Origin of the sequence: Streptomyces sp. NPDC058691, assembly GCF_042714775.1 — a bacterium.
Lineage (GTDB): Bacteria > Actinomycetota > Actinomycetes > Streptomycetales > Streptomycetaceae > Actinacidiphila.
In genome coordinates this window covers 1-23,469 of the sequence record NZ_JBHXSO010000003.1, presented here as the reverse complement: position 1 = coordinate 23,469, position 23,469 = coordinate 1, and the positions used below count along the sequence as shown (strand labels likewise).

Sequence of the window (23,469 nt, the reverse complement as noted above, 5' to 3'; positions counted from 1 at the left end):
CCACCACGAGAGTCCGCCATGTACGAGCTGTCCCGGGTCCGCCTCTACTCCATCGGGCCGGCCGGCGCACGCTATGCCGACACCGTGCTGGACCTGCGCGGAGTGGGCGAGCCCGTACCGCAGCCGGCCCCCGCCCAGGCGGAGTTCTTCGAGGACGAGCCGGCCGGGCCGCCGCGCCGCCCGGCGCCGGCGGGTGTGCTCTTCCTGGAGAACGGCGGCGGCAAGTCCGTCCTGCTGAAGCTGATCTTCTCCGTGATGCTGCCCGGCCACCGCAACACGCTCGGCGGCGCGAGCTCCGGCGTGCTCCGCAAGTTCCTGCTCGCGGACGACTGCGGGCACGTCGCGCTGGAGTGGCAGCACACCGTCACCGGCGAACTGGTCGTGGTCGGCAAGGTCAGCGAGTGGCGGGGGCGCCAGGTCTCCTCCGACCCGCGCCGGTTCGCCGAGGCCTGGTACTCCTTCCGCCCCGGCCCCGGGCTGAGCCTGGACTCCCTTCCCGTGGCCGAGTCCACCGCCGTGCGGCCGGCCGCCGAGGGCACCTCGGGCGCCCGCGGCCGCCGTCGCACGATGAAGGGCTTCCGTGACGCCCTCACCGACGCCGGCCGCTTCTACCCGCACCTGGACGTGGTGTGGGAGGAGATCCACGACCGCTGGAACGAGCATCTGGGACTGCTCGGCCTGGACCCCGAACTCTTCCGCTACCAGCGGGAGATGAACGCCGACGAGGGCGAGGCGGCCGGTCTCTTCGCGGTCAAGAAGGACTCCGACTTCACCGATCTGCTGCTGCGGGCGGTCACCGACACCCGGGACACCGACGGGCTCGCCGACCTCGTGCACGGCTTCGCCGGGAAACTGGGCCGCCGCGCCGAACTCATCGCCGAACGCGACTTCACCGCCGGTTCCCTCGAACTGCTCGGCCGCATCGTGGACGCCGCGGCGGCACGCGACCGGGCCCGGGCCGTGCACGCCCAGTCCGAGCGCCGTACCCGGGGCCTGGCCAGGAGGCTGTCGGCCCGCGCCCACGAGGAGCGCGGCCGGGCCGCCGAACTCGCCCAGGACATGGCCGGGGCCGCGCACACCGTCACCGACGCCGACGCCGCCCGGGGTCGCGGCTCCCTGATCGCCGCCGAACTCGCCTACCGGCACGCCTCGCTGGCGCTGGCCGTGGGCGAGAAGAGCGCCGCGGCGCTGCGGCGTGAGCTCAACGACGCCCGCACGTTCCAGTCCGCATGGCAGGCCGCCGAGATCGTCCTCCGGCACCGCGCCGCCGCCGACCGCCTCGCCCGGGTCACCGCCGCGATCCGCGAGGCCGAGCGCGACGCGGCACCCGCGCTCGCGGCCCGCACCAAAGCAGCGGGGGACCTCGTACGGGCCCTGCACGCGGCCGCCGACACCGCCGACGAGCGCGCCGACGCGGAGGAGGAGCGGTCGGCGCAGTTGCAGGGGCGGTCCGAGGCCGCGCACCGCGACGCCACCGAAGCGGCCACCGCCGCCCAGCGGGCCCGCAGCGAGTCCGGCCACCTGGTGCAGCGCCTCGCCGAGGTGGAGCAGGAGACCGCCGAGGCCGTCCGTGCCGGGTGGCTGGACGACTCCGCCCCGGACGCCGATCCGGCCCGCGCCGCCCTGGAGGCCTCCGACGCGGAGAAGGCCGCCGCGAGCGCCGCCGAGACGGCCCGCGAGGCCGCCCGGCGCACCGGCGACCTCGCCCGCGTGGCCGCAGCCGCCGAGTCCCGTGCCGAACTCGCCGCCGCCCGCGCCGCGGACGCCCTCGCGGCGGCCGAGACCGCCCACGCCGCCGAGACACGGGTCGCCGACGCCCTGGCCGCCGAGACGCGCCTCGCGGAACTACTGAGCCTGCCTCCCGTTCCGGCCCCCGCCGATGACGGCGGCCGTGACGCCGGTGAGCCGGGCGCCGCGATTCCCTCGCAGGCCACGGGCGCACGCCGCCCCGCCGCGGCGGGCGCGCTCCGTCGTGCCCTCGCCGACGGCCCGCTGACCGCCGCAGAACTCGAAGGTTTCGCCGAGTCGTTGACCCAGACGCTGGAGGGCGCCGTCGCGTCCGCCGAGCGCCGGCTGTTCGATCTGCGCACCGCCGCCGCGGACGACGCCCGCATCCTGGCGGCCCTCGGTGACGGCGGCCTCCTGCCCCCCGGCCCCGATGTGCTGGCCACGGTGGAGTACCTGGGCGAGCACGGCATCCCCGCGCTCCCGGGCTGGCGGTACCTCGCGCAGGCCGTCGACCCCGCCGACCACGCCGCGGTGCTGGCCGCCAGGCCGGAGCTGGTGGACGGCGTCGTCATCACGGACCCGGCCACCCATGCGCGGGCCCGCGAGGTGCTGGCGCAGGCGGCGCTGCTGCCCCGGTCCACGGTGGCGGTCGGCACCTCCGCGGCGCTGCTGGCGCCGCCGGCCCCGGCAGGTCCGGAGCCGGAGGTCTTCCTCGTGCCGCCGAACCCGGCGATGCACGACGAGTTGGCCGCCGACGGCGAGCGCCAGGCGCTGCGCGCGCGTGCGGGCGCCCGGGAGGAGGACATCCGGGGCCTGGCCGCCCGGCTGGCCGAGGACCGCACGCTCGCCGCCCGGCTGTCGTCGTGGCGCGACGGCTGCCCGCCCGGCCGCCTCGATGAGTTGGCGGCGGGTGTCGAGACCGCCCGGGAGACCGCCCGCACCGCACGCGACGAGCTCACCGAGGCCCGCGGCCGGCGCGTGGAGGCCGATGAGTCCGCCGCCGAGGCGACCCGGCTGCGCGACGAGCGGCAGGAGGCGGCCCAGCAGGCCCGCCGGGCCGCCGACGCCCTGGCGGGCCTGGCATTCCGGCTGCGTGAACGGGCCACCTGGCAGCGCAGGACCCGTGAACTGGCCGAGGACGCGGCCGAGTCGGAGACCCGCGCCGAGGCGTGCCTCCAGTTGGCCCGCGCGGCGGACGAGGACCGCCGCGCCGCCCAGCGCGCCTCGGACGACGCCCGTCGCACCGCCCGTGTCCTGCGCGCCGAGCGGGCCGAGATCACCGGCGCCCCCGACGAGGCGTCCGCGGACGCCGCACAGGACGCCGAGCGCCCGGCCGGGTCGCTGCCCGCGCTGCGCGAGGCGTACCGGGCGGCGTCACAGCTGTACGAGAAGGTCGGGGTCGGCGCCGATCTGCGCGCCGAGCAGGCACGGGCCGAGAGCAGCGAGCAGTCGGCGCTCACCGAGCTGGAGCGCCTGACCAACAAGGTCCGCACCCGCGCGGCCCAGTTGCTGGAGGGACCGGACGGCGCCGACGGCCCGTCCCGGCAGGCCGCCGCCGCCCGCGCCGAACAGCTCGTGGCCACCCTGGACGCGCGCGCCGCCACCGCCAGCGAACACCTGGGCCGGCTGCGCGGAGAGGCCGAGCGGCACGCCCCCGCCGACGGCGAGGCGCACACCGCGCTGCCCGAGGAACTGCTGCCCCGCGACGCCGAGCACGCCCAGGAGCTGCTGCGCGCCGCCAATGTCGAACTCGCCTCCCGCACCGACGCGCTCGACGTCGCCCGGGCCGCCCACGGCGACCTCGTCCGCGCGCATCGCGCCGCCGAGGACGCGGCGAGCGGCTTCGACGAACTGGCCGCGCTCCTGCGCGACCTGCTCCGGGACGGCGACCGGCAGGCCGACGAGGAGGAGGACGAGCCCGAGCCGCACCCCGGCTCCCTGGAGGAGGCCAGGACGGCCGCCGCCGAGGCCCGCCGCGGCCTGCGCGGCTGCGCCGCCGACCTGTCGGGCGCCGAGGCGCAGCTCCGCGAGGCGAGCGACGTCCTCGTGCGGCACGCCAACGCCGCACGTTTCGAGCAGGTCAGGACCCCCGCCCGGCAGCAGATCCGGGAACTTCCGGCCGCGGCGCTGCCGGAGCACGCGGCGGCCTGGCACGTGGCGTTCGAGCCCCGGCTGCGTGTCCTCACCGACGAGCTGGAGCAGCTGGAGCGCAACCGCGACAGCATCGTGGACCGGCTGCGCGGTCTGGTGGAGTCCTCACTGGCGACGCTGCGCTCCGCGCAGCGGCTGTCCCGGCTGCCGGAGGGGCTGGGGGAGTGGTCGGGGCAGGAGTTCCTGCGCATCCGCTTCGAGGACCCGGACCACGCGGTCCTCGGCGAGCGGCTCGGCGCGGTGATCGACGAGGCCACCCGCGCCGCCGTCCGCAAGAACTCCGATCTGCGGCGCGACGGGATGTCCCTGCTGCTGCGCGCGGTGGCCGCGGCGCTGGAACCCAAGGGCGTGGCCGTGGAGATCCTCAAGCCGGACGCCGTGCTGCGTGCCGAGCGGGTTCCCGTCGGGCAGATGGGCGACGTCTTCTCCGGCGGCCAGTTGCTCACCGCCGCCATCGCGCTCTACTGCACGATGGCGGCGCTGCGGAGCAACGACCGCGGCCGGGACCGGCACCGGCACGCGGGCACGCTCTTCCTGGACAACCCCATCGGCCGCGCCAACGCCACGTACCTGCTGGAGTTGCAGCGGGCCGTCGCCGACGCGCTGGGCGTGCAGCTGATCTACACCACCGGCCTGTTCGACACCACCGCTCTCGCGGAGTTCCCGCTGGTGGTGAGGCTGCGCAATGACGCCGACCTGCGGGCCGGGCTGAAGTACATCAGCGTGGAGGAGCACTTGCGTCCCGGACTGCCGCAGCAGGACCCGGAGTCCGAGCCGGTGCACGGCGAGATCACCGCGACCCGGATGTTCCGCCGCCCGGCCGATCAGCCCGCCGCCCAAGGGGGCTGACCGGGCCGGCCGGCCGCCCGCCTCGCGTTGCTTAGGAAGCCACCCGCGCTCCGTGCCCGGGCAGCCTCCGGGCACCGCCCGTGCCGCGTGCCGCCCGGCGGGCCCGGCGCCGATCCCGCCGCCGTTCGCGGCGCAGCGCGCGGGCCGCGCTGCTGGGGCTCGAGAGCACGCCGTTGCGCTGGTTCCACACCTGACGGGTGATCCACACGTCCAGTACGGCCCAGGTCGCCACCACGGTGCTGCCTATGGCCGTGAGCGTCGCGGGCGCGGCGATCCACGAGTGACCTGCCGCCCCCAGCATCGCGACCACCGCCACGATCAGGCTGAAGGCCACTATGAGCACGGCGCGCACCGCCGAGGCGCGCACCGGATCGGGCATGCGCGGGCGCCCGACCGGCTCTTCGACCCACAACGAGCGCCGCTTCCGCCGTTCCGGAATGTCGCGATCCAAAGCGTCCTCGACAAGGTCGTCCATGAATTCTGCTCCCTCGCGGGATCCGGGTGATGCGGTGCCGGACCCCCGATGTCCGACTCCACAGTTGCTGCCCGGTTTCCGCCGATGAATGCCCGCCGCATTCCGGAGCCCCCCTCCCGTACGGATCACGAACGAAGGGTGTCCGGGGTTCCCGGTGCGCTGTATTTCGGCCAGTGACGGCCACCGTTCATCCGTACGAATCGGGTCTTCCCGGGACAAGGGAGGAAGGCGGGCTTTCGGATGGGGCAGGTTGCAGTAGTAGGCTCGCGCCGTTTATTGCCGGAACAGGACGCCCCGTGACCGGGTCCGACGTTGGGGAGGCCATGCGCTTTCGCGGTACGACGATCCGGCGGAAGATCGTGGCACTGCTGCTCATTCCGCTGGTGTCCCTCACCGCCATCTGGGCCTTCGCGGCCACGCTGACGGGCCGTCAGGTGTGGGGGCTGTTCGGTGTGGAGCGCACGGTCAACGAACTCCGCTACCCCGTCGAGGACACCGTTCGGGCGCTCCAGTGGGAACGCAGGGCCGCCCTGGTGTACTTGGCCGATCCTCGCCGCTCCGACACCCGCGCCGCGCTGCTGGGCCGGGAGCGCCGGACCGATCAGCTGATCGCGGGACTGCGCTCCAACGCTGAGTCGCCCGCCAACCGGGCCCCGCTGACCGCGGACGCCCGCCGCCATCTCGACCTCGTCGTCAGCGGGTTCGGCGCCGTCGACGCGCTCCGCGACAAGGTCGTCAAAGGCACCGTGAGCCGCAACGAGGCCTTCGCCGCCTACAGCGGCCTGTTCGACCCCTGCTACGACTTCCTCGACACGCTCAACCCGCTCAACAACGCGGCGATCGACAAACAGGGCCGTGCCCTGATCCAGCTCGCCCGGGCCCACGAGGCGGTCAGCCAGGAGGACGCGCTCATGGCCGCCGCCATCACGGCCGGCCGCATGAGCCCGCAGGAGATGCGCTCGTTCACCTTCGCCGTGGCCGAGCAGCGCGCCTACTTCGGCGACAACCTGGGCCTGTTGACGGAGGCCGAGCGCGCCGTCTACCAGGACTACTGGGACGGCCGGGCCGGCCGCGCCCTGCGTGCCACCGAGGACGCGGTGATCGCCGCCGGCCCCGGCGGCGCACCCCGCGCCGCCGATCGCGCCTCGTGGCAGGACACGGCGACCACCGCGCTCGGAGAGCTGGACCGTACCGGCGTCGAGGCCGGCGACCTGTACAAGAAGAGCGCCGAACCGATCGCCATGCGGCTGCTGGCCAGCGCCGCGATCGCCGGCGGGCTCGGCCTCATCGCGGTGATCGCCTCCGTGATCGTCTCCATCCGCATCGGCCGGGGCCTCATCCGCGACCTGTCCCGGCTCCGCCAGGAGGCCCAGGAGGTCTCCGGCGTCCGGCTGCCCCGCGTCATGCGTCGCCTTGCCGCCGGCGAGGAGGTCGACGTGGAGACCGAGGCCCCGCGCCTGGACTACCCGGACGACGAGGTCGGCCAGGTCGGCAAGGCCGTCAACACCCTCCAGCGGGCGGCCGTCGAGGCCGCCGTGCGCCAGTCCGAGATGCGCCGCGGCGTCTCCGAGGTCTTCGTCAACCTCGCCCGACGCAGCCAGGTGCTGCTGCACCGCCAGCTGACGCTGCTGGACGCCATGGAGCGCCGTACCGAGGACACCCAGGAACTGGCGGACCTCTTCCGCCTGGACCACATGACCACCCGCATGCGCCGGCACGCCGAGGGCCTGGTCATCCTCTCCGGCGCGGTGCCGTCGCGGCAGTGGCGCAAACCGGTCCAGCTGATGGACGTGGTCCGCGCGGCCATCGCCGAGGTCGAGGACTACGAGCGCGTCGAGGTGCGCCGGCTGCCCCGGCTCGCCGTCACCGGCCAGGCCGTCGCCGACCTGACCCACCTGATCGCCGAACTCATCGAGAACGCGACCGTGTTCTCGCCGCCGCACACCGGTGTCCAGGTGCACGGCGAGGCCGTACCCAACGGCTTCGCCCTGGAGATCGACGACCGCGGCCTCGGGCTCACCCCCGACGCCATGCTGGAGGCCAACCTCCGGCTCGCAGAGACCCCCGAGTTCGAGCTGTCCGACACCGACCGGCTCGGCCTCTTCGTGGTCAGCCGCCTGGCCAGGCGCCAAGGCGTGCGCGTCTCGCTCCGCCAGTCGCCGTACGGCGGCACCACGGCGGTCGTCCTCGTTCCGACGGCGCTGCTGACCGACGGCGGCGACGCCGGTGCGGGCGGCCGTGCCGAGGACGACGACCTCGACGACGCCCACCTGACCGGCGGCACCGAGCACGGCTTCCGCACATGGGGCCTGAACCCGGAGCCGGACGAGGAGCCGCGCGAGCACCGCAGGCACCACCCGGTCCCTCGGGCCGCGTCACTGTCGGCTCTCCCGGCGGCTGCCCCGGCGGCCGCGCCCGAACCGTCCGAACCGGCCGAGCCGGGCGCCCTGCCGCGCCGCCGCCGTACCCCGGTGCTGGTCGCAGAGAACGGCCGGCCGGTCGCCGGGGGCACCGGGGAGCGCCCCGCTCCCGCGACCGAGGCTCCCGAGCCGACCGCCTCCGACCGGCTCCCGCGCCGCGTGCGGCAGGCCAGCCTCGCCCCGCAACTGCGCACAGACGCGACCACCGAGACGCGTACGCCCGTCCCCGGCTCGTCCGGCTCGTCCGGGAACGGCGCGGGCCGTGAGCGGACCCCCGAGGAAGTACGCGACCGCATGGCCTCCCTCCAGCGCGGCTGGGAACGCGGCCGGGCGGACCACCTCGACGAACCAGACGCACCAGACGCCCCCCGTCCCGCCGGCACGGGGGTTCCCCCGGCGGAGGCCGGGGAAGACAGCGCAACCGGAACCACCACGGAGGGGAACGGTCCATGACCGCACCATCGAGCCCGACCCGCGAGCTGAGCTGGCTCCTCGACGAGCTGGTCGGCCGCGTCGCCAGCATCCGCAAGGCCCTCGTGCTGTCAGGCGACGGCCTGGCCACGGGCGCGTCCGAAGGGCTGTCGCGCGAGGACGCCGAGCACCTCGCGGCCGTCGCCTCCGGCTTCCACAGCCTCGCCAAGGGCGTCGGCCGGCACTTCGAGGCCGGCCAGGTCCGGCAGACCCTCGTGGAGCTCGACGAGGCCTTCCTGTTCGTCACCGCGGCCGGCGACGGCAGCTGCCTGGCGGTCCTGGCCGACGCCGACTCCGACGTCGGCCAGATCGCGTACGAGATGGCGCTGCTGGTGAAGCGGGTGGGCGTGCACCTCGCCACCGCGCCGCGCGAAGACGACGCCCGGGTGGTGTGACGGCGGCGCCATGACTTCCGAAGCGGACCGCTGGTACGACGACGACGCCGGACCCGTGGTGCGGCCCTACGCCATGACACGCGGGCGTACCAGCCATGCCGCCGAGGGCCGGCTCGACCTGATCGCCCTGGTGATCTCCGAGTCGCGTTCCGGGGACCCGGACGAGGACACCGACCGCACGCTGTCGCCCGAGCACGTCGACATCGTGGACCGGTGCCGGGAGCAGCCGATGTCGGTCGCGGAACTCGCGGCCGACCTCGATCTGCCGGTCGGTGTCGTCCGGGTGCTCGTCGGCGACGTGCTGGAGGCCGGGCTCGTCCATGTCACCCGCCCGGTGCCGCCCGCCGAACTGCCCGACGCGGGGCTGTTGCGCGAGGTCATCGACGGCCTGCGCGCCCTGTGACGGACTGCCGGGGCCGGCGTGGGACGAACGGCGAGGGCCCGGCAACGGCTCGGGGGCCGGGGCGAGTTGGATGGTCGGATCGTAGTAGGGTTCCCCTGCCGTGAGCCGACCGTCCGACAATTCCGGGAGTGATCGATGGGCTTCGGGAGCTCTGACCGCCGTTCTTCCGTCGTCGAGCCGGTCACCCTCAAGATCCTGGTGGCGGGCGGCTTCGGTGTCGGCAAGACCACGCTCGTCGGCGCGGTCAGCGAGATCCGGCCGCTGCGCACCGAGGAGACGCTGAGCGAGGCGGGACGTCCGGTGGACGACCTCGCCGGCGTCGAGACCAAGCGGACCACCACCGTGGCGATGGACTTCGGCCGCATCACCCTCCGCGACGATCTGGTCCTCTACCTCTTCGGCACCCCGGGCCAGGACCGCTTCTGGTTCCTGTGGGACGAGCTGGCGCAGGGCGCTCTCGGCGCGGTCGTGCTGGCCGACACCCGGCGCCTGGAGGACTGCTTCTCCGCGGTCGACTACTTCGAGCGGCGCGGCATCCCCTTCGCCGTGGCCGTGAACCGCTTCGACGGCGCGGAGCGGCACGAGGCCGAGACCGTGCGCGACGCGCTCGACCTCGACCCCGAGGTGCCGCTGGTGATGTGCGACGCGCGCGACCGCGCCTCCGCGAAGAAGGTGCTCATCACCGTGGTCGAGCACGCGGCCCAGCTGGCGGGCGTCCGGCGGGCGGCCGCCGCCAACTGAGCCACGCGGCCCGGTCAGCCGTTCCCGGCCGGTACGGGGACCTCGTCCCCGGTGTCGTCGTTGCCGGCGTTCCCGGCACTGACGGTGGCGTTGCCGGTGGTGTCGGCGGTGGTGTCGGCGGTGCCGGGGGACTCCTCCTCCCAGCCGAAGCTGCGCTCGACCGCCTTCTTCCAGCGGTGGTAGCCCTCCTCGCGGGTCTTCCCGTCCATCCGCGGCTGCCACTGCGCGTCCTGCTGCCAGTGCGCCTTGAGCGTGTCCAGCCCGTCCCACACACCCGTGGCGAGCCCCGCCGCGTAGGCCGCGCCCAGCGCCGTGGTCTCCGAGATCCGCGGCCGGACCACCGGGACGCCCAGCACGTCCGCCTGATGTTGCATCAGCAGATTGTTGGCCGTCATGCCGCCGTCCACCTTGAGGGCGGTCAGCTGTACCCCGGAGTCCTGGTACATCGCGTCCACGACCTCGCGGGTCTGCCAGCTCGTCGCCTCCAGCACGGCCCGCGCCAGGTGCGCCTTGGTGACGTACCGGGTGAGGCCGGTGATCACGCCGCGGGCGTCGGAGCGCCAGTAGGGCGCGTAGAGACCGGAGAAGGCCGGGACGATGTAGGCGCCGCCGTTGTCCGTGACGCTCGCGGCCAGCGGCTCGATCTCGTCGGCGGACCTGATGATGCCGAGGTTGTCGCGGAACCACTGGACGAGGGCGCCGGTGATGGCGATCGACCCCTCCAGGCAGTAGACCGGCGGCTCGCCGCCCAGCCGGTAGCCCATGGTGGTGAGCAGCCCGCTCTTGGACGGCACCGGACGGTCACCGGTGTTGAGCAGCAGGAAGCTGCCCGTGCCGTAGGTGTTCTTCGCGTCGCCCGTCTCGTAGCAGGCCTGGCCGAAGACCGCCGCCTGCTGGTCGCCGAGCGCGGAGGCGACCGGCACCCCGGCGAGTTGGCCGACCGCCGTGCCGTACACCTCGGAGGAGGAGCGGATCTCCGGGAGGACCGCTTCGGGGACGTTCATCGCGGCGAGGATCGCCGGGTCCCACTGGAGCGTCTCCAGGTTCATCAGCATCGTCCGGCTTGCGTTGGTGACGTCCGTGACGTGCACGCCGCCCTCGGTGCCGCCGGTGAGGTTCCAGATCAGCCAGGAGTCCATGGTGCCGAAGGCGATCTCGCCGTTCTCCGCCCGGCGCCGCAGCCCCGGCACGTTGTCCAGCAGCCAGGCGGCCTTGGGCCCGGAGAAGTAGCTGGCCAGCGGCAGCCCGGTGGACTCGCGGAAGCGGTCCTGGCCATCGGTGCCGCCGAGCCGGGCGCACAGCGCGGCCGTCCGGGTGTCCTGCCACACGATCGCGTTGTGCACCGGGCGGCCGGTGGCGCGGTCCCACAGCACGGTCGTCTCGCGCTGGTTGGTGATGCCGAGGGCGCTGAGCTGGTCGGGGCGCAGCCGTGCCTTGGCGAGCGCGCCCGCCACCACCGCCTGCACCTTGGACCAGATCTCGGTCGCGTCGTGCTCCACCCAGCCCGGCTTGGGGAAGATCTGGCGGTGCTCGCGCTGGTCGAGCGCGACGATCGACCCATGGGAGTCGAAGACGATGCACCGGCTGGAGGTCGTGCCCTGGTCGATGGCGGCCACGTATCGCGTGGCCTGGTCGGACGTTTCGGTCATGACCGCCTCACTTGAACGCTGCGTTGTAGATGAGACCTGACAGGGCGCCGCCGAGCAGCGGGCCGGCCACCGGGATCCACGCGTAGGTCCAGTCCGAGGTGCCCTTGAACGGGATCGGCAGAACGGAGTGGACGATGCGCGGGCCGAGGTCGCGTGCGGGGTTGATGGCGTAACCGGTGGGGCCGCCGAGCGACAGGCCGATGCCGGTGACGAGGAGGGCCACGATGAGGGTGCCGGTGCCGGTCTCGCCGAGGCCCTTGCTCAGACCGAAGGCCAGGATCGGCAGGACGAGGCCCATGGTGGCGATGGCCTCGGTGATGAGGTTCTGCCACCAGACGCGGATCTCGGGGATGGTCGAGAACACCGCCAGGGTGGGCTGCCGGGCCTCCTCCTCGGCGTTGGCCCGGAACTGCCCGTAGTAGACGAGCCAGCACAGCACGGCGCCGATCATCGCGCCGATGATCTGCCCTGCCAGGTAGTACGGCACCTGGGCCCACTTGCCCGAGCTGATGGCGACCCCGAAAGTCACCGCCGGGTTGAGCTGGCCGCCGGACAGCGGTCCTGCGGTGTAGGCGCCGGCCAGGACGGCGAGGCCCCAGCCGAAGGAGATGACGATCCAGCCCGACGCCCTCGCCTTCGAGTGGTGGAGCAGCACGCCCGCGACCACACCGGCGCCGAAAAGGATCAGGATCGCCGTTCCGATGATCTCGCCGACGAAGACGTCTCCGTTGGAATACATGGCGGCTCCTTCTGCGGGCGCACGTGTCGGGCATGCGCCGGCCAGAGAATCGCACGGAGACACGGGTGCAGAGGGTCCCGCCTCCCGCCCGGCTTCCGCGCCACCCGGAAGTGTTGTCCTGGGGTGATGGAGCGTCAAGCTATCGGACAGATCACCTGATTACGACCACCGACGAGCCGTGCCCGAACAGGCCCGGCGCGCCGTCACCCCCACGCGGGCACCGGCGACCTGCCGCGCCGCCGCCCGGCCGCGCAACGGCCAGGTCAGCTCGCGCGGGCGGGTGAACGCGTGGGCGGTCGCCGCCGCCCCGGACGGGACGAGGCCCCCCGCTGGGATTGACCGGAATCCGCCCCTCGGCTCCGCCCGGGCGAAGCCCCCGGCCTGACGGAGTGTCATGTGTGAGGCCCGGCACGGTTCGTGGCGAAAACAGGCTGGACGGTGTCAGTGCCGGCTGTTAAGTTCTTCTCGAAGCGAGAAATTCTCGAACTGAGAACAACTGGCCGAGGGGTGGCGGAGGATGGCAGACCGGCAGGGCGAGGACGACTTCCTCGCCACCTATGACCCGCGCGCCTTCGACCCCATCGCCGTGACCGTCGACGTCGTCGCGCTGACCCTGCGTCAAGGGGCCCTCCACGTGCTGCTCGTGCGGCGCGGCGGGCCGCCGTTCGAGGGCGCCTGGGCGCTGCCCGGCGGCTTCGTGCGGGCGGGCCGCGAGTCCCTGGACCGGGCGGCAGCCCGTGAACTCGCCGAGGAGACCGGGCTGGACGCGGAACGCGGCCTCGGCCGCGTCCACCTCGAACAGCTCGGCTCCTACGGCGCGCCCGACCGCGACCCGCGCATGCACGTCGTCTCGGTCGCCTATCTCGCCTTCGCACCGGATCTCCCCGAGGCGCGCGCCGGCAGCGACGCCGCCGCGGCCGAGTGGGTCCCGGTGGCGTCCCTCGCCCTGGAGGGGAACCCTGACGCGGCCCCGCCGCGTCCCATGGAGCAGGACCGGCCGGCCGGGATCCACGGGGGTGGTTCCGGCCGCCGGTCCGCCGAGGCCGTCCCGTCGGCCGCGGGTACGGCGCTCGCCTTCGACCACGGCACGATCCTCGCCGACGGGCTCGAGCGCGCCCGGTCCAAGATCGAGTACAGCCCGCTGGCCACCGCCTTCCTGGGCGAGGAGTTCACCATCACCGAACTCCGCTCCGTCTACGAGGCGGTGTGGGGCCGGAGCCTGCACGCCGGGAACTTCCACCGCAAGGTCCTGTCCGTCCCCGGATTCGTGGAGTCCACCGGCGCCACCGCCACGCGCGGCGGTTCCAAGGGCGGCCCCCGCGCCCGCCTCCACCGCGCGGGCGACGCCCGCCTGCTGCATCCCGCACTGCTCCGCCCCGACCGGGAAGAGAGCGTCCGATGACCGCCACGGCCCGCCCCACGACCACGCGCCGTACGACCACCGCCCGCCCGCGCACCTTCGACGAGGCCCTGGCCGCCCTCGGCCGTCCGTTCCCCGCGGATGCCGCCGAGGCCGCCCGCCACTACCGCCGGCTCGCCCGCCTGCTCCACCCGGACACGGCCCCGGCCGGCCGCGCGGACGAGGCGGAGGCGGCCTTCGTCCGGCTCACCGCTTCGTGGCGGCGGCACACCGGGCACGGTCCCACGCTCACCACCGCCCGCGGCACCTACCCGCTGGGCCGGGTCCTCGCCACCGGCGACCTGGCGGTGCTGCGCGCCGGCGGTCCGGACACCGTGCTGAAGATCCCGCGTCGGCCCGCCGACAACGACCTGATGGAGCGGGAGGCCGACGCCCTCACCAGGCTGTACACCGTGGCCGAGGCCCGGCACCGCGCCTACGCCCCCCGCCTCGTCGAGTCGTTCCGCCACCGCGGCCCCGACGGCGCCGAGCGCCGCGTCAACGTTCTCCAGCGGCTGCGCGGCTTCCACACCCTCGCCGAGGTCCGGGCCCTGCACCCCGGCGGCCTCGACCCGCGCGACGCCGCGTGGATGTGGCGCCGTCTGCTGGTCGCCCTCGGCTGGGCGCACCGCGCGGGGATCGTGCACGGCGCCGTCCTGCCCGAGCACGTACTGATCCATCCCGCGGAGCACGGCCTCGTCCTGATCGACTGGTGCTGGTCCACCGATCGCGGCGCGACCGTCCCGGCGCTCGTCGAGCGGCACCGCGCGCTCTACCCGCCCGAGGTCACCGGCCGGCGCCCCGCCACCGAGGCCACCGACATCCACCTCGCCTCGCGGTGCGTCGAGCAACTGATGGGGGATCGCGCGCCGAAGCCGCTGCGCGCCTTCCTCCGTGGCTGCACGCTCCCCTCCGAGGCCCGCCGTCCGCACGACGCGTGGCGGCTGCTCGCGGAACTCGACGAGGCCCTGGAACGCCTCTACGGTCCGCGCACCTTCCGCCCGTTCACCATGCCGGGCACCGACACCTGACCCACCAAGGGGGAAACACCATGGGCAGCGGAAGCTGGTCCACCAACGTCTACGACGCCGCCGCGCGCTACCGCGCCGCCTCCGGCACCGGAGCCTTCGCCTACAGCGACCGCGTCACCTCGTCCGCGCCGCGCGGCTCCTGGGCCGCGCACCCCTCGCTCGACCCGAAGGGCATAGGCGTCCGCGAGAGCCGCGACTCCGCCGAGCACCCCACCTCGCTCGCCATCGCCGTCCTGTTCGACGTCACCGGCTCCATGCGGACCGTCCCGCAGACCCTGCAGACCAAGCTCCCCGAGCTGTTCGGCCTGCTGCTGCGCAAGGGCTACACCGAGCACCCGCAGATCCTCTTCGGCGCGGTCGGCGACGCCACCTGCGACCGGGTCCCGCTCCAGCTCGGCCAGTTCGAGTCCGACAACCGCATGGACGACGACCTCGGCAACATCCTGCTGGAGGGCGGGGGCGGCGGCCAGATGACCGAGTCGTACGAACTCGCCCTCTACGCCATGGCCCGCCACACCTCCCTCGACTGCCACGACAAGCGCGGCCGCCGCGGCTACCTCTTCCTCATCGGCGACGAGCTGCCCTACGGCATGGTCAAGGCCGACGAGGTGTACGACGTGCTCGGCGACGACCTTCCCGAGGACATCCCCGTCACGCGGATCGTCGCGGAGCTCCGGCAGAAGTTCGACGTCTACTACATCCTGCCGGCGGGCTCCTCGTACGTCGGCAACGCCGAAGTCCTCGGCACCTGGCGCAAGCTGCTCGGCCAGAACGTGATCGAGCTGGACGACCTCGACGCCGTCTGCGAGACCATCGCCCTCACCATCGGTCTCGGCGAGGAGGCCATCGACCTCGCCGAGGGCCTGGACGACCTCGCCGACGTCGGCTCCGCCGCCACCGCCTCCGTCGGCAAGGCCCTCGCCGCCCTCGACCGCGACCGCGCGGCCGTGGCGGTGACGGACACGCCGCTGATCGACGACGCGGACGACGCGCACGGCGAGGACGGCTCGACGGACACGACGGGCACGACGCGCCTGTAAGGGCGGCGCCCCGCACCGCCGCACCCATCCCACCGGAGGGACCCGGAACCGTGCACACCATCGTCGTCGACCTCGGTTACGGCGACGCCGGCAAGGGCACCGTCGTGGACCGGCTCTGCGCCACCGGGCCGGTCCACGCCGTGGTCCGCTTCAACGGCGGCGCCCAGGCGGCCCACAACGTCGTCACCACCGACGGACGCCACCACACGTTCGCCCAGTTCGGCTCCGGCACCCTGCACGGCGTGCCGACGCACCTGTCGCGCTTCATGCTCGTCGACCCGCTCGCGCTCGCCGCCGAGGCCGACCATCTCACCGCCCTCGGCGTCCCCGCGCCGTACGCCCTGCTGACCGTCGACCGCGAGGCCCGGCTGACCACGCCGTACCACGCCGCCGCCAACCGCCTGCGCGAGCGGGCGCGCGGGGCGGCGCGGCACGGCTCGTGCGGCATGGGCATCGGGGAGACCGCGGCCTACGCCCTCGCACACCCCGAGGACGCGCCGACCGCCGGCGACTGCGTCTCCCGCCCCCGGTTGCTGCGCAAGCTCCGCCTCCTGCACGACCGCCTCGCCGACGAGCTCGGGCGCGCTCTGCCCGTCCCACCGCCGGAGCACGGCGCCGACGCCTTCACCGCGTTCGCCCGCGCCGTGACGCTCACCGACGACGCGCACCTTGCCCGCGTCCTGCGCAGTGGACCCGTGGTGTTCGAGGGCGCCCAGGGGGTCCTGCTCGACGAGTGGCACGGCTTCCACCCGTACACCACGTGGTCGACGACCACCTTCGCCAACGCCGAGGCGCTGCTGGCCGAATCGGCCCGGTCAGGTGCGGCCCGGCGCCTCGGGGTCGTCCGCGCCTACACCACGCGGCACGGCCCGGGGCCGCACATGACCGAGGACCCCGCGCTCGCCCCGCTGCTGCCCGAGCCTCACAACGGCGCGGGCGCCTGGCAGGGAGCGTTTCGCATCGGCCACTTCGACGCCGTGGCACACGCCTACGCCGCCGAGGTGTGCGGCGGCGTGGACGCCCTCGCGCTCACCCACCTCGACGCTCCCGCGCGCTGCCCCGCGCTGCGCCTGGTCCGCGGATACGACACCGGGGAGCGCCGGCTGCCGGTCTCCCGCCCCGGTGACCTGGCCGGCCAGAGCGCCCTCACCGACCGGCTGTCGACCGCCCGGCCCGCGCGCTGGGACACCCCCGGCGCCGACCCGGACGCCTGGTCGGAGGCGGTCGGCGAGGCCTTGGGCGCCCCCGTCGTCCTGGAGTCGTACGGGCCGACGGCGGCCGACAAGCGGGAGGTTCAGCGAACGATGCCCGCCCGTCGCGCGGCGGCCAGCCAAGACGGGAACTCGGAGAGGATCCGGTCGTAGAGCTCGCCGTCCGGCACGCTCGCGATGTCGTCCACGGCGAAGAAGCCCACATTGTCGACACGTCGGCCCGGCAGGGTGTCGAACCGCTCCAGCACCCCGAAGTTGGCCCGGCCCAGACCGACGAACTGCCAGAACAGCGGTTCCTCCACCGCCTCCCGCAGCTGCTGCTCGATCTGCGCGTTGCGGTAGACGCCGCCGTCGGAGAAGAACAGCACCAGGGTCGGCGCGGGCGCCGGGTTCGCCGCCACATACGCGCGGACCTCCGCGATGACCTTCTGCTCCTCGTTCTGGATGCCGACGAGCCGCATGTCGACCTGGCCCGGCCGCATTCCGTGACGCGGCTTCTTGGGACGCCCGAACAGGCTGAGCTCGCCGACCCGCACGTGCAGCCGCAGCCACTCCGGCAGCTCCGCCAGGCGCAGGTCGGGCAGGCGTGCCGGGTACGAGGCGAAGGTCCACGCCTGCATCTCGCCGTCGTCGTCCATCTGCGCCGCGACCGCCGCCATGCGCTCCACCACACCGGCCACGACGCCCCGCGCGTACAGGCCGCTCATCGACCCGGACGCGTCGAGCACGAGGATCACCCTCGCCACGACGTCCGCCGCGCCGTGCTTGCGCAGGCTGACGGCCACCTGCTCCTTGCGCAGGCTCAGGCGCTTGCGCATGTCGGGCGGCAGGTGCTCCTCGCCCTTGGTGAGCCGTGTGACCGGCGGCGGGGGAGGAGCGGCGGCCGCCGGGAACGGTGCGGGCGCGGGTACCGTCCCCGGGTACGGGGGAGGCGGCGGTGGGACCGGGTGCGGCGCCGGGACCGGGGGCGGCGGCGCGTCGACGGTGATGCCGAAGTCGGTGGCCAGCCCGGCGAGGCCGGACGCGTAACCCTGACCCACCGCCCGGAACTTCCAGACGCCGCCCCGCCGGTACAGCTCCCCGCCGACGAACGCCGTCTCCGTCTCCGCCCGCATGTCGAAGCGCGCGATCTCCGCCCCGTTGCGGGCGTCCAGCAGCCGCAGCCGGAGTCCCGGCACCTGCCCGAAGGTCCCGCCGTCCGCGGACGCGCAGAGCACGATCCGCTCGACGGCCGGTTCCACCCGGGCGAGGTCCACGTCCAGGGCGTCCGTCGCCTGTGCGGGGCCGGTCTGCTTCCCGACGTGCCGTACGGCCTCGGAGCCGTGCACGGGCTGGTTGTAGAAGACGAGATCGCCGTCGGAACGCACCCGCCCCTCGGCGGTCAGCAGCAGCGCGGAGGCGTCGACGTCGGGCACGCCGGGGCCCGGTGACCAGTCCAGGACGGCCCGCACGGCGGGCACGGGAACCGGGAGATTGGCGCCTTTTCGAAGGGATTCGGGTGTCACGGACGCCAGTCTGCCCTGTCACCCGCCGCGACGGACAGGGATGGGCACGCGACACCCGGCAGTCGGCCCCCGGCACCCGCTGCCCGGCCCTACTGCCCGGTACCCGCCGCCCTGTACCACCGCCCCGTACCCGCCGCCCGTGCCGCCCTCGGATACAGTCCCCGCGTGACCAGTCGTCAGAAGGACAGCCACTGCTCCTACTGCGGTGCGGAGTTCGGCCCCGCCGCCGGGTGGCCGCGGACCTGCCCCGTCTGTGGGAACGTCACCTACCGCAACCCGCTCCCCGTCGCGATCGCCCTGCTGCCCGTGCGGACGGACGGCACGACCGGGCTGGTCGTCGTCCGCCGCACCATCGAGCCTTCGCGCGGCCTGCTCGGCCTCCCCGGCGGATTCGTCGACCACGGCGAGACCTGGCAGCAGGCCGTCGTCCGCGAACTCGACGAGGAGACCGGCATCAAGGCCGCCGTCGCCGACGTCCGGCTCGCCGACGCCCTCAGCGGCGACACCGGCCATGTGCTGCTCTTCGGCCTGCTGCCCGAGCGGGCCGAGGAGGATCTGCCGCCGGACCTCCCCACCGACGAGACCGACTCCCGGCAGATCCTCACCGCGCCCGCCGAACTGGCCTTCCCGCTGCACACGGAGGCCGTGCGGAACTGGTTCGCCGGCCGCTACTGAGCGCCGGCGCCCCGCACCCGCACGGCACGGCCCACCTCGTCGTACCCCTCGCGCGTCACGACCACCGCGCCGTCCGCGAGCCGGGAGGTGAAGCGCTCCGTACGCGGCTCCGCCCAGCCGTCGCCGGAGTCCGTGACCAGCAGGCCGCCGCCCGTGCGCCCGGCCGCCGGCGCCCACGCCTCCAGGGCCACGGACCCGTCCTCCTCCGCCACCGGCACCACCGACCCCGCCCGGGCCAGCACCGGGATGCGCTCCTGCGGCGCGGGCAGCAGCACCTGCCCGGGCCCCTGGTACGCCTCCCCGGACGCCGTGTCGTACCACAGGCCGCGCGGCAGCCGCACCGCCCGCTCCGTCGCGCCCTGCTCCATCACCGGTGCCACCAGCAGCGCCTCCCCGAGCAGGAACGCGTCCCCGCAGGAGCGCAGTTTGCGGTCCTCCGGGTCGCCCCACCACACCGGCCGCACATAGGGGGCGCCCGACTGCCGCGCCCCGTGCGCCAGCGTGTACAGGTACGGCATCAGCCGCTCCCGCTCGCGCAGTGCGGCCCGCGCGCCCTCCAGCACCCGCGGCCCGAATTCCCACGGCTCGCGGCGGCCCGCGGTGATCGCCGAGTGCGTACGGAAGAACGGGAAGTACGCGGCCATCTGGAACCAGCGCAGATACAGCTCCGGCGACGGGCTGCCGGTGAACCCGCCGACGTCCGGACCCGAGTACGGCACCCCGCACAGGCCCAGGCCCAGCACGAGCGACAGCGAGGCCCGCATCCCCGGCCAGCCCGTCGCGACGTCGCCCGACCACGTCCCGCCGTAGCGCTGCATGCCGGCCCAGCCCGAACGGGAGAACAGGAAGGGCCGGTTGTCGGGGCGCAGCTCGCGCAGGCCCTCGTAGCCGGCCCGCGCCATGGTGAGGCCGTAGACGTTGTGCGCCTCGCGGTGGTCGCCGCCGCGGCCCTCCAGGGCGTGCCGGGCCGAGCGTGGGAGCGTCGCGTCCCCGAACGCCGCGAAGGACACCGGCTCGTTCATGTCGTGCCACACCCCGGCGAAGCCCTGCGCCAGGCGTTCCGCGTACAGCCCGCCCCACCACTTGCGCACGCGCGGGTCGGTGAAGTCGGGGTACACCGCCTCGCCCGGCCACACCACACCGCGGACGGTCTCGCCGTGGGCGTCGCGCACGAAGGCGTCCGCGGCCACGCCGCTGTCGTGGACGGGGTTCCCGGGTTCCTCCTTGACCGCCGGGTCCACGATCGAGACCAGGCGCACGCCGTCGTTCCGCAACTCCTCGGCCAGCCCCGGCAGATCGGGGAAGCGCTCGCGGTCGACGGTGAAGACCCGGTGGCCGTCGTAGTGGTCGATGTCCAGGTGGATCGCCGACAGCGGCAGCCCGCGCTCCCGGTAGCCGGCCGCGACCCGGCGCACCTCTGCCGCCGAGCCGAAGCCCCACCGCGAGTGCTGGTGGCCCAGCGCCCAGCGCGGCGGCAGCGCGGGACGGCCGGTCAGCGCCGTCCACGCGGTCAGGACGCGCGCAGGCGTGCCGGGGATCACCCAGTAGCGCAGCGGACCGCCGTCCACCCGTACTTCGCAGCCGCCGGGGCGGTCGTGCCCCGACCCCGCGCCCTCCTCGCCGTCGCGCAGCGTCACCCGGCCGTCCCAGGTGTTGTCGTGGAACACCAGGTGGCTGCCCGCGTCCGCCACCACCAACTGCACGGGCATGGTGATGTACAGCGGATCGGTCTCCGGCTCGAAGGTCCCGTCCGGGTCGGTGTTCCACAGCCGGTACGACCCCTCGCCCAGCCGGGGCCCCGATCCGCGCCCGCCGAGCCCGAACACCGCCGCGTCCGCCGCCGTCTCCGAGCGCTGCACCCAGCGCGCCTCGGTGCCCTCCCGGGAGCCGAGCGGGTCCCACCAGCGCGGCGGCAGGTCCTTGCGCAGCAGCAGCCCGCCGGGCGTGCGGAACTCCACCGCGCCGTGCCGCGACACCATCACGGTGACCCGCTCCGAGACCACCCGCCAGCCGTCCTTGTCCGGCTCCATCACCGCCCGGACGTCCGCGTCCGGGCAGCCCGCGGCCAGCGCGTACGACGGTTCCGGCTCCGCCCCGTCCCAGCCGCAGAAGACCGCGCCGCCCGCCGTGACCCGCACCCGCAGGGTCGACCGGGCGAAGCGGACCAGCCCGCCGCCCGGCAGCGGGTCCGCCCCCTCGGCCGCCCCCGGCACCCGCGCCCGCTCGGGGCCCCGCCGCGGCAGGTCCCGCGCGTCCGTCCGCTGCCGGCGCCACGCGGCGCGCACCGACCGCAGCCCGTTCGCCGATCCGACCGTGCGCACCTGCCGCACCAGGTCCCGAGCATCCATGAACCCCACCCTTTCACCGTTCCCGCCCGCCCCGCCGCCCGCGGGCCCCCTGTCCACCGGGGGCCCGGCACATGGTGACACCCCCGAATGTGTGGGGTGGGCCCTGGCGCCGAAGACGATCACGTGGCATCGTCCTGCCCATCCGCGCGCCGGGACATTCCGCCCGCCGCGGTCCGACCGCACACCACGCAGCGCCGCGTACCGTCCGGGAGCCGCCCCATGAGCACCACATCTGAGCCCGCCACTCCCGCGCAGACCCCGCGGCCGCTGTGGCGGCCCGGCCCCGACCGCGTCAACGACGCCCAGGTGACCCGCTTCCAGACCTGGGCCGCCGGGCACCACGGCGCGCCCGCGGCCGACCTCGCCGACCCCGTCGCCGGTTACGCGGCGCTGCACGCCTGGTCGGTGCGCGAACCCGAGGCCTTCTGGCGGGCCGTCGTGGAGTGGTTCGAGGTGCGTTTCTCCACCCCGTACGAGACGGTGCTCGCCGACCCCTCCATGCCCGGTGCCCGGTGGTTCCCCGGCGCCACCCTCAACTACGCCGAGCACGCGCTGCGTCCGGCCGGGGACCCCGCACGCGCCGATGCGCCCGCGCTGCTCCACCTCGACGAGCGCCACGACATCGGCGAGACGTCCTGGGCCGCACTGCGCCGCCAGGTCGCCTCCCTCGCCCACGAGCTGCGCGCCCTCGGGGTCCGCCCCGGCGACCGGGTCAGCGGCTACCTCCCCAACATCCCGCAGGCGGTCGTGGCCCTGCTGGCCACCGCGGCCGTCGGCGGCGTGTGGACCTCCTGCGCGCCCGACTTCGGCGCCCGCAGCGTCCTGGACCGCTTCCAGCAGGTCGAGCCCGTCGTGCTGTTCACCGTCGACGGCTACCGCTACGGAGGCAAGGAGCACGACCGCACCGCCGTCGTGGCCGAACTGCGCGCCGAACTGCCCTCCCTGCGCGCCGTCGTCCACATCCCGCTGCTGGGCACCGCCGCGCCCGAAGGCACGCTGGAGTGGGACACCCTGGTCTCCGGCGACCGGGAACCGGCGTACGAGCAGGTCCCGTTCGACCACCCGCTGTGGGTGCTCTACTCCTCCGGCACCACCGGCCTGCCCAAGGCCATCGTCCAGTCCCAGGGCGGCATCCTGCTGGAGCACCTGAAGCAGACCGGGCTCCACATGGACCTCGGGCCGCAGGACCGCTTCTTCTGGTACACCTCCACCGGCTGGATGATGTGGAACTTCCTCGTCGGCGGCCTGCTCGCCGGCTCCACGATCGTCCTGTACGACGGCAGCCCCGGCTTCCCCGACACCGGTGCCCAGTGGGGCGTCGCCGAACGCACCGGCACCACCGTCTTCGGCACCTCCGCCGCGTACGTCATCGCCTGCCGCAAGGCCGGCGTGCACCCCGGTCGCGACCACGACCTGTCGGCCGTCAAGTGCGTGGCCACCACCGGCTCCCCGCTCCCGCCGGACGGCTTCCGCTGGATCCACGACGAGGTCAAGGAGGACCTCTGGATCGCCTCCGTCAGTGGCGGCACCGACGTCTGCAGCTGCTTCGCGGGCGGCGTGCCGACGCTGCCGGTGTACATCGGCGAACTCCAGGCGCCCTGCCTCGGCACCGACCTTCAGGCCTGGGACGCGTACGGCAAACCCGTCACCGACGAGGTCGGCGAGCTGATCGTCACCAATCCCATGCCGTCCATGCCGATCCACTTCTGGAACGACCCGGACGGCGACCGCTACCGCGAGAGCTACTTCGAGATGTTCCCCGGCGTCTGGCGGCACGGCGACTGGATCACCCTGACCTCGCGCGGCACGGTGGTCATCCACGGCCGCTCCGACTCCACCCTCAACCGCCAGGGCGTCCGCATGGGTTCCGCCGACATCTACGAGGTCGTGGAACGGCTTCCCGAGATCCGCGAGTCCCTCGTCATCGGCATCGAACAGCCCGACGGCGGCTACTGGATGCCGCTGTTCGTCCAGCTCGCCGACGGCGCCGAACTCGACGACACCCTGCGTGACAAGGTCAAGCGCACCATCCGCGAGCAGCTCTCCCCGCGGCACGTCCCCGACGAGATCATCCCGGTCCCGGGCATCCCGCACACGCTCACCGGCAAGCGCATCGAGGTCCCCGTCAAGAAGCTCCTCCAGGGCACCCCCCTCGCCAAGGCCGTCAACCCCGGCTCCGTTGACGACATCGGCCTCCTGGCCTTCTACGAGGAACTGGCCCGCACCCGCGGCTGAGCGC

At 74.3% G+C, this 23,469-nt stretch carries 16 protein-coding genes; 11 read left to right on the top strand and 5 right to left on the bottom strand.

The window, feature by feature from the left end:
- The first annotated feature begins 18 nt into the window (after positions 1-18).
- The gene (locus ACFWVC_RS02840) at positions 19-4,728 is read left to right on the top strand and encodes a hypothetical protein (RefSeq protein ID WP_384275127.1); all 4,710 of its coding nucleotides are present in this window, start codon (positions 19-21) and stop codon (positions 4,726-4,728) included.
- Positions 4,729-4,759: 31 nt separating this feature from the next.
- Here the strand turns inward: ACFWVC_RS02840 and ACFWVC_RS02835 are convergent, their stop codons facing one another.
- Positions 4,760-5,203: a hypothetical protein gene (locus ACFWVC_RS02835; protein WP_384275120.1), complete on the bottom strand. Its 444-nt coding sequence runs from the start codon at positions 5,201-5,203 to the stop codon at positions 4,760-4,762.
- A gap of 323 nt (positions 5,204-5,526) precedes the next feature.
- Here ACFWVC_RS02835 and ACFWVC_RS02830 point away from each other — a divergent pair, with 323 nt between their 5' ends.
- From ACFWVC_RS02830 to ACFWVC_RS02815, 4 genes are all read left to right on the top strand, one after another.
- Entirely contained in the window at positions 5,527-8,076 is a 2,550-nt protein-coding gene (locus tag ACFWVC_RS02830) for a nitrate- and nitrite sensing domain-containing protein (RefSeq protein ID WP_384275113.1), read from the top strand.
- The gene (locus ACFWVC_RS02825; RefSeq protein WP_384275106.1) at positions 8,073-8,489 is read left to right on the top strand and encodes a roadblock/LC7 domain-containing protein; all 417 of its coding nucleotides are present in this window, start codon (positions 8,073-8,075) and stop codon (positions 8,487-8,489) included. The genes ACFWVC_RS02830 and ACFWVC_RS02825 overlap by 4 nt, the downstream gene beginning before the upstream one ends.
- 10 nt (positions 8,490-8,499) lie before the next feature.
- Positions 8,500-8,892: a DUF742 domain-containing protein gene (locus ACFWVC_RS02820; protein WP_384275101.1), complete on the top strand. Its 393-nt coding sequence runs from the start codon at positions 8,500-8,502 to the stop codon at positions 8,890-8,892.
- Positions 8,893-9,027: 135 nt separating this feature from the next.
- Positions 9,028-9,633 (top strand): ATP/GTP-binding protein, encoded by a 606-nt coding sequence (locus tag ACFWVC_RS02815; protein WP_384275094.1) that lies wholly within the window; start codon positions 9,028-9,030, stop codon positions 9,631-9,633.
- A 14-nt stretch (positions 9,634-9,647) separates the two neighbouring features.
- Here the strand turns inward: ACFWVC_RS02815 and glpK are convergent, their stop codons facing one another.
- Positions 9,648-11,282, bottom strand: coding sequence for a glycerol kinase GlpK (glpK, locus tag ACFWVC_RS02810; protein WP_384275086.1), 1,635 nt, complete (start codon positions 11,280-11,282; stop codon positions 9,648-9,650).
- A 7-nt stretch (positions 11,283-11,289) separates the two neighbouring features.
- Positions 11,290-12,021, bottom strand: coding sequence for an MIP/aquaporin family protein (locus ACFWVC_RS02805; protein ID WP_384275080.1), 732 nt, complete (start codon positions 12,019-12,021; stop codon positions 11,290-11,292).
- Between the two features lie 517 nt (positions 12,022-12,538).
- Here ACFWVC_RS02805 and ACFWVC_RS02800 point away from each other — a divergent pair.
- The 4 genes from ACFWVC_RS02800 to ACFWVC_RS02785 are packed head-to-tail and all read left to right on the top strand — an operon-like array spanning position 12,539 to position 16,855.
- Positions 12,539-13,423 (top strand): NUDIX domain-containing protein, encoded by an 885-nt coding sequence (locus ACFWVC_RS02800; RefSeq protein WP_384275077.1) that lies wholly within the window; start codon positions 12,539-12,541, stop codon positions 13,421-13,423.
- A complete protein-coding gene (locus tag ACFWVC_RS02795) occupies positions 13,420-14,451 on the top strand; it encodes a molecular chaperone DnaJ (RefSeq protein WP_384275074.1) in 1,032 nt (343 codons plus the stop codon). The genes ACFWVC_RS02800 and ACFWVC_RS02795 overlap by 4 nt, the downstream gene beginning before the upstream one ends.
- Positions 14,452-14,471: 20 nt before the next feature.
- Entirely contained in the window at positions 14,472-15,491 is a 1,020-nt protein-coding gene (locus tag ACFWVC_RS02790) for a hypothetical protein (RefSeq protein ID WP_384275067.1), read from the top strand.
- A gap of 50 nt (positions 15,492-15,541) precedes the next feature.
- Positions 15,542-16,855 (top strand): adenylosuccinate synthetase, encoded by a 1,314-nt coding sequence (locus ACFWVC_RS02785; protein WP_384275060.1) that lies wholly within the window; start codon positions 15,542-15,544, stop codon positions 16,853-16,855.
- On the opposite strand, the gene ACFWVC_RS02780 is transcribed toward ACFWVC_RS02785, so the two are convergent.
- Complete coding sequence (locus ACFWVC_RS02780; protein WP_384275054.1) at positions 16,786-18,207, bottom strand: VWA domain-containing protein; 1,422 nt, start codon at positions 18,205-18,207, stop codon at positions 16,786-16,788. The genes ACFWVC_RS02785 and ACFWVC_RS02780 overlap by 70 nt on opposite strands.
- 165 nt (positions 18,208-18,372) lie before the next feature.
- Between ACFWVC_RS02780 and ACFWVC_RS02775 the strand changes: the two genes are divergently transcribed.
- The gene (locus ACFWVC_RS02775; RefSeq protein WP_384275048.1) at positions 18,373-18,882 is read left to right on the top strand and encodes an NUDIX domain-containing protein; all 510 of its coding nucleotides are present in this window, start codon (positions 18,373-18,375) and stop codon (positions 18,880-18,882) included.
- Here the strand turns inward: ACFWVC_RS02775 and ACFWVC_RS02770 are convergent.
- A complete protein-coding gene (locus tag ACFWVC_RS02770) occupies positions 18,876-21,230 on the bottom strand; it encodes a glycoside hydrolase family 31 protein (RefSeq protein ID WP_384275042.1) in 2,355 nt (784 codons plus the stop codon). The genes ACFWVC_RS02775 and ACFWVC_RS02770 overlap by 7 nt on opposite strands.
- 219 nt (positions 21,231-21,449) lie before the next feature.
- Here ACFWVC_RS02770 and ACFWVC_RS02765 point away from each other — a divergent pair, with 219 nt between their 5' ends.
- Entirely contained in the window at positions 21,450-23,465 is a 2,016-nt protein-coding gene (locus ACFWVC_RS02765) for an acetoacetate--CoA ligase (protein ID WP_384275035.1), read from the top strand.
- Positions 23,466-23,469: the final 4 nt, after the last annotated feature.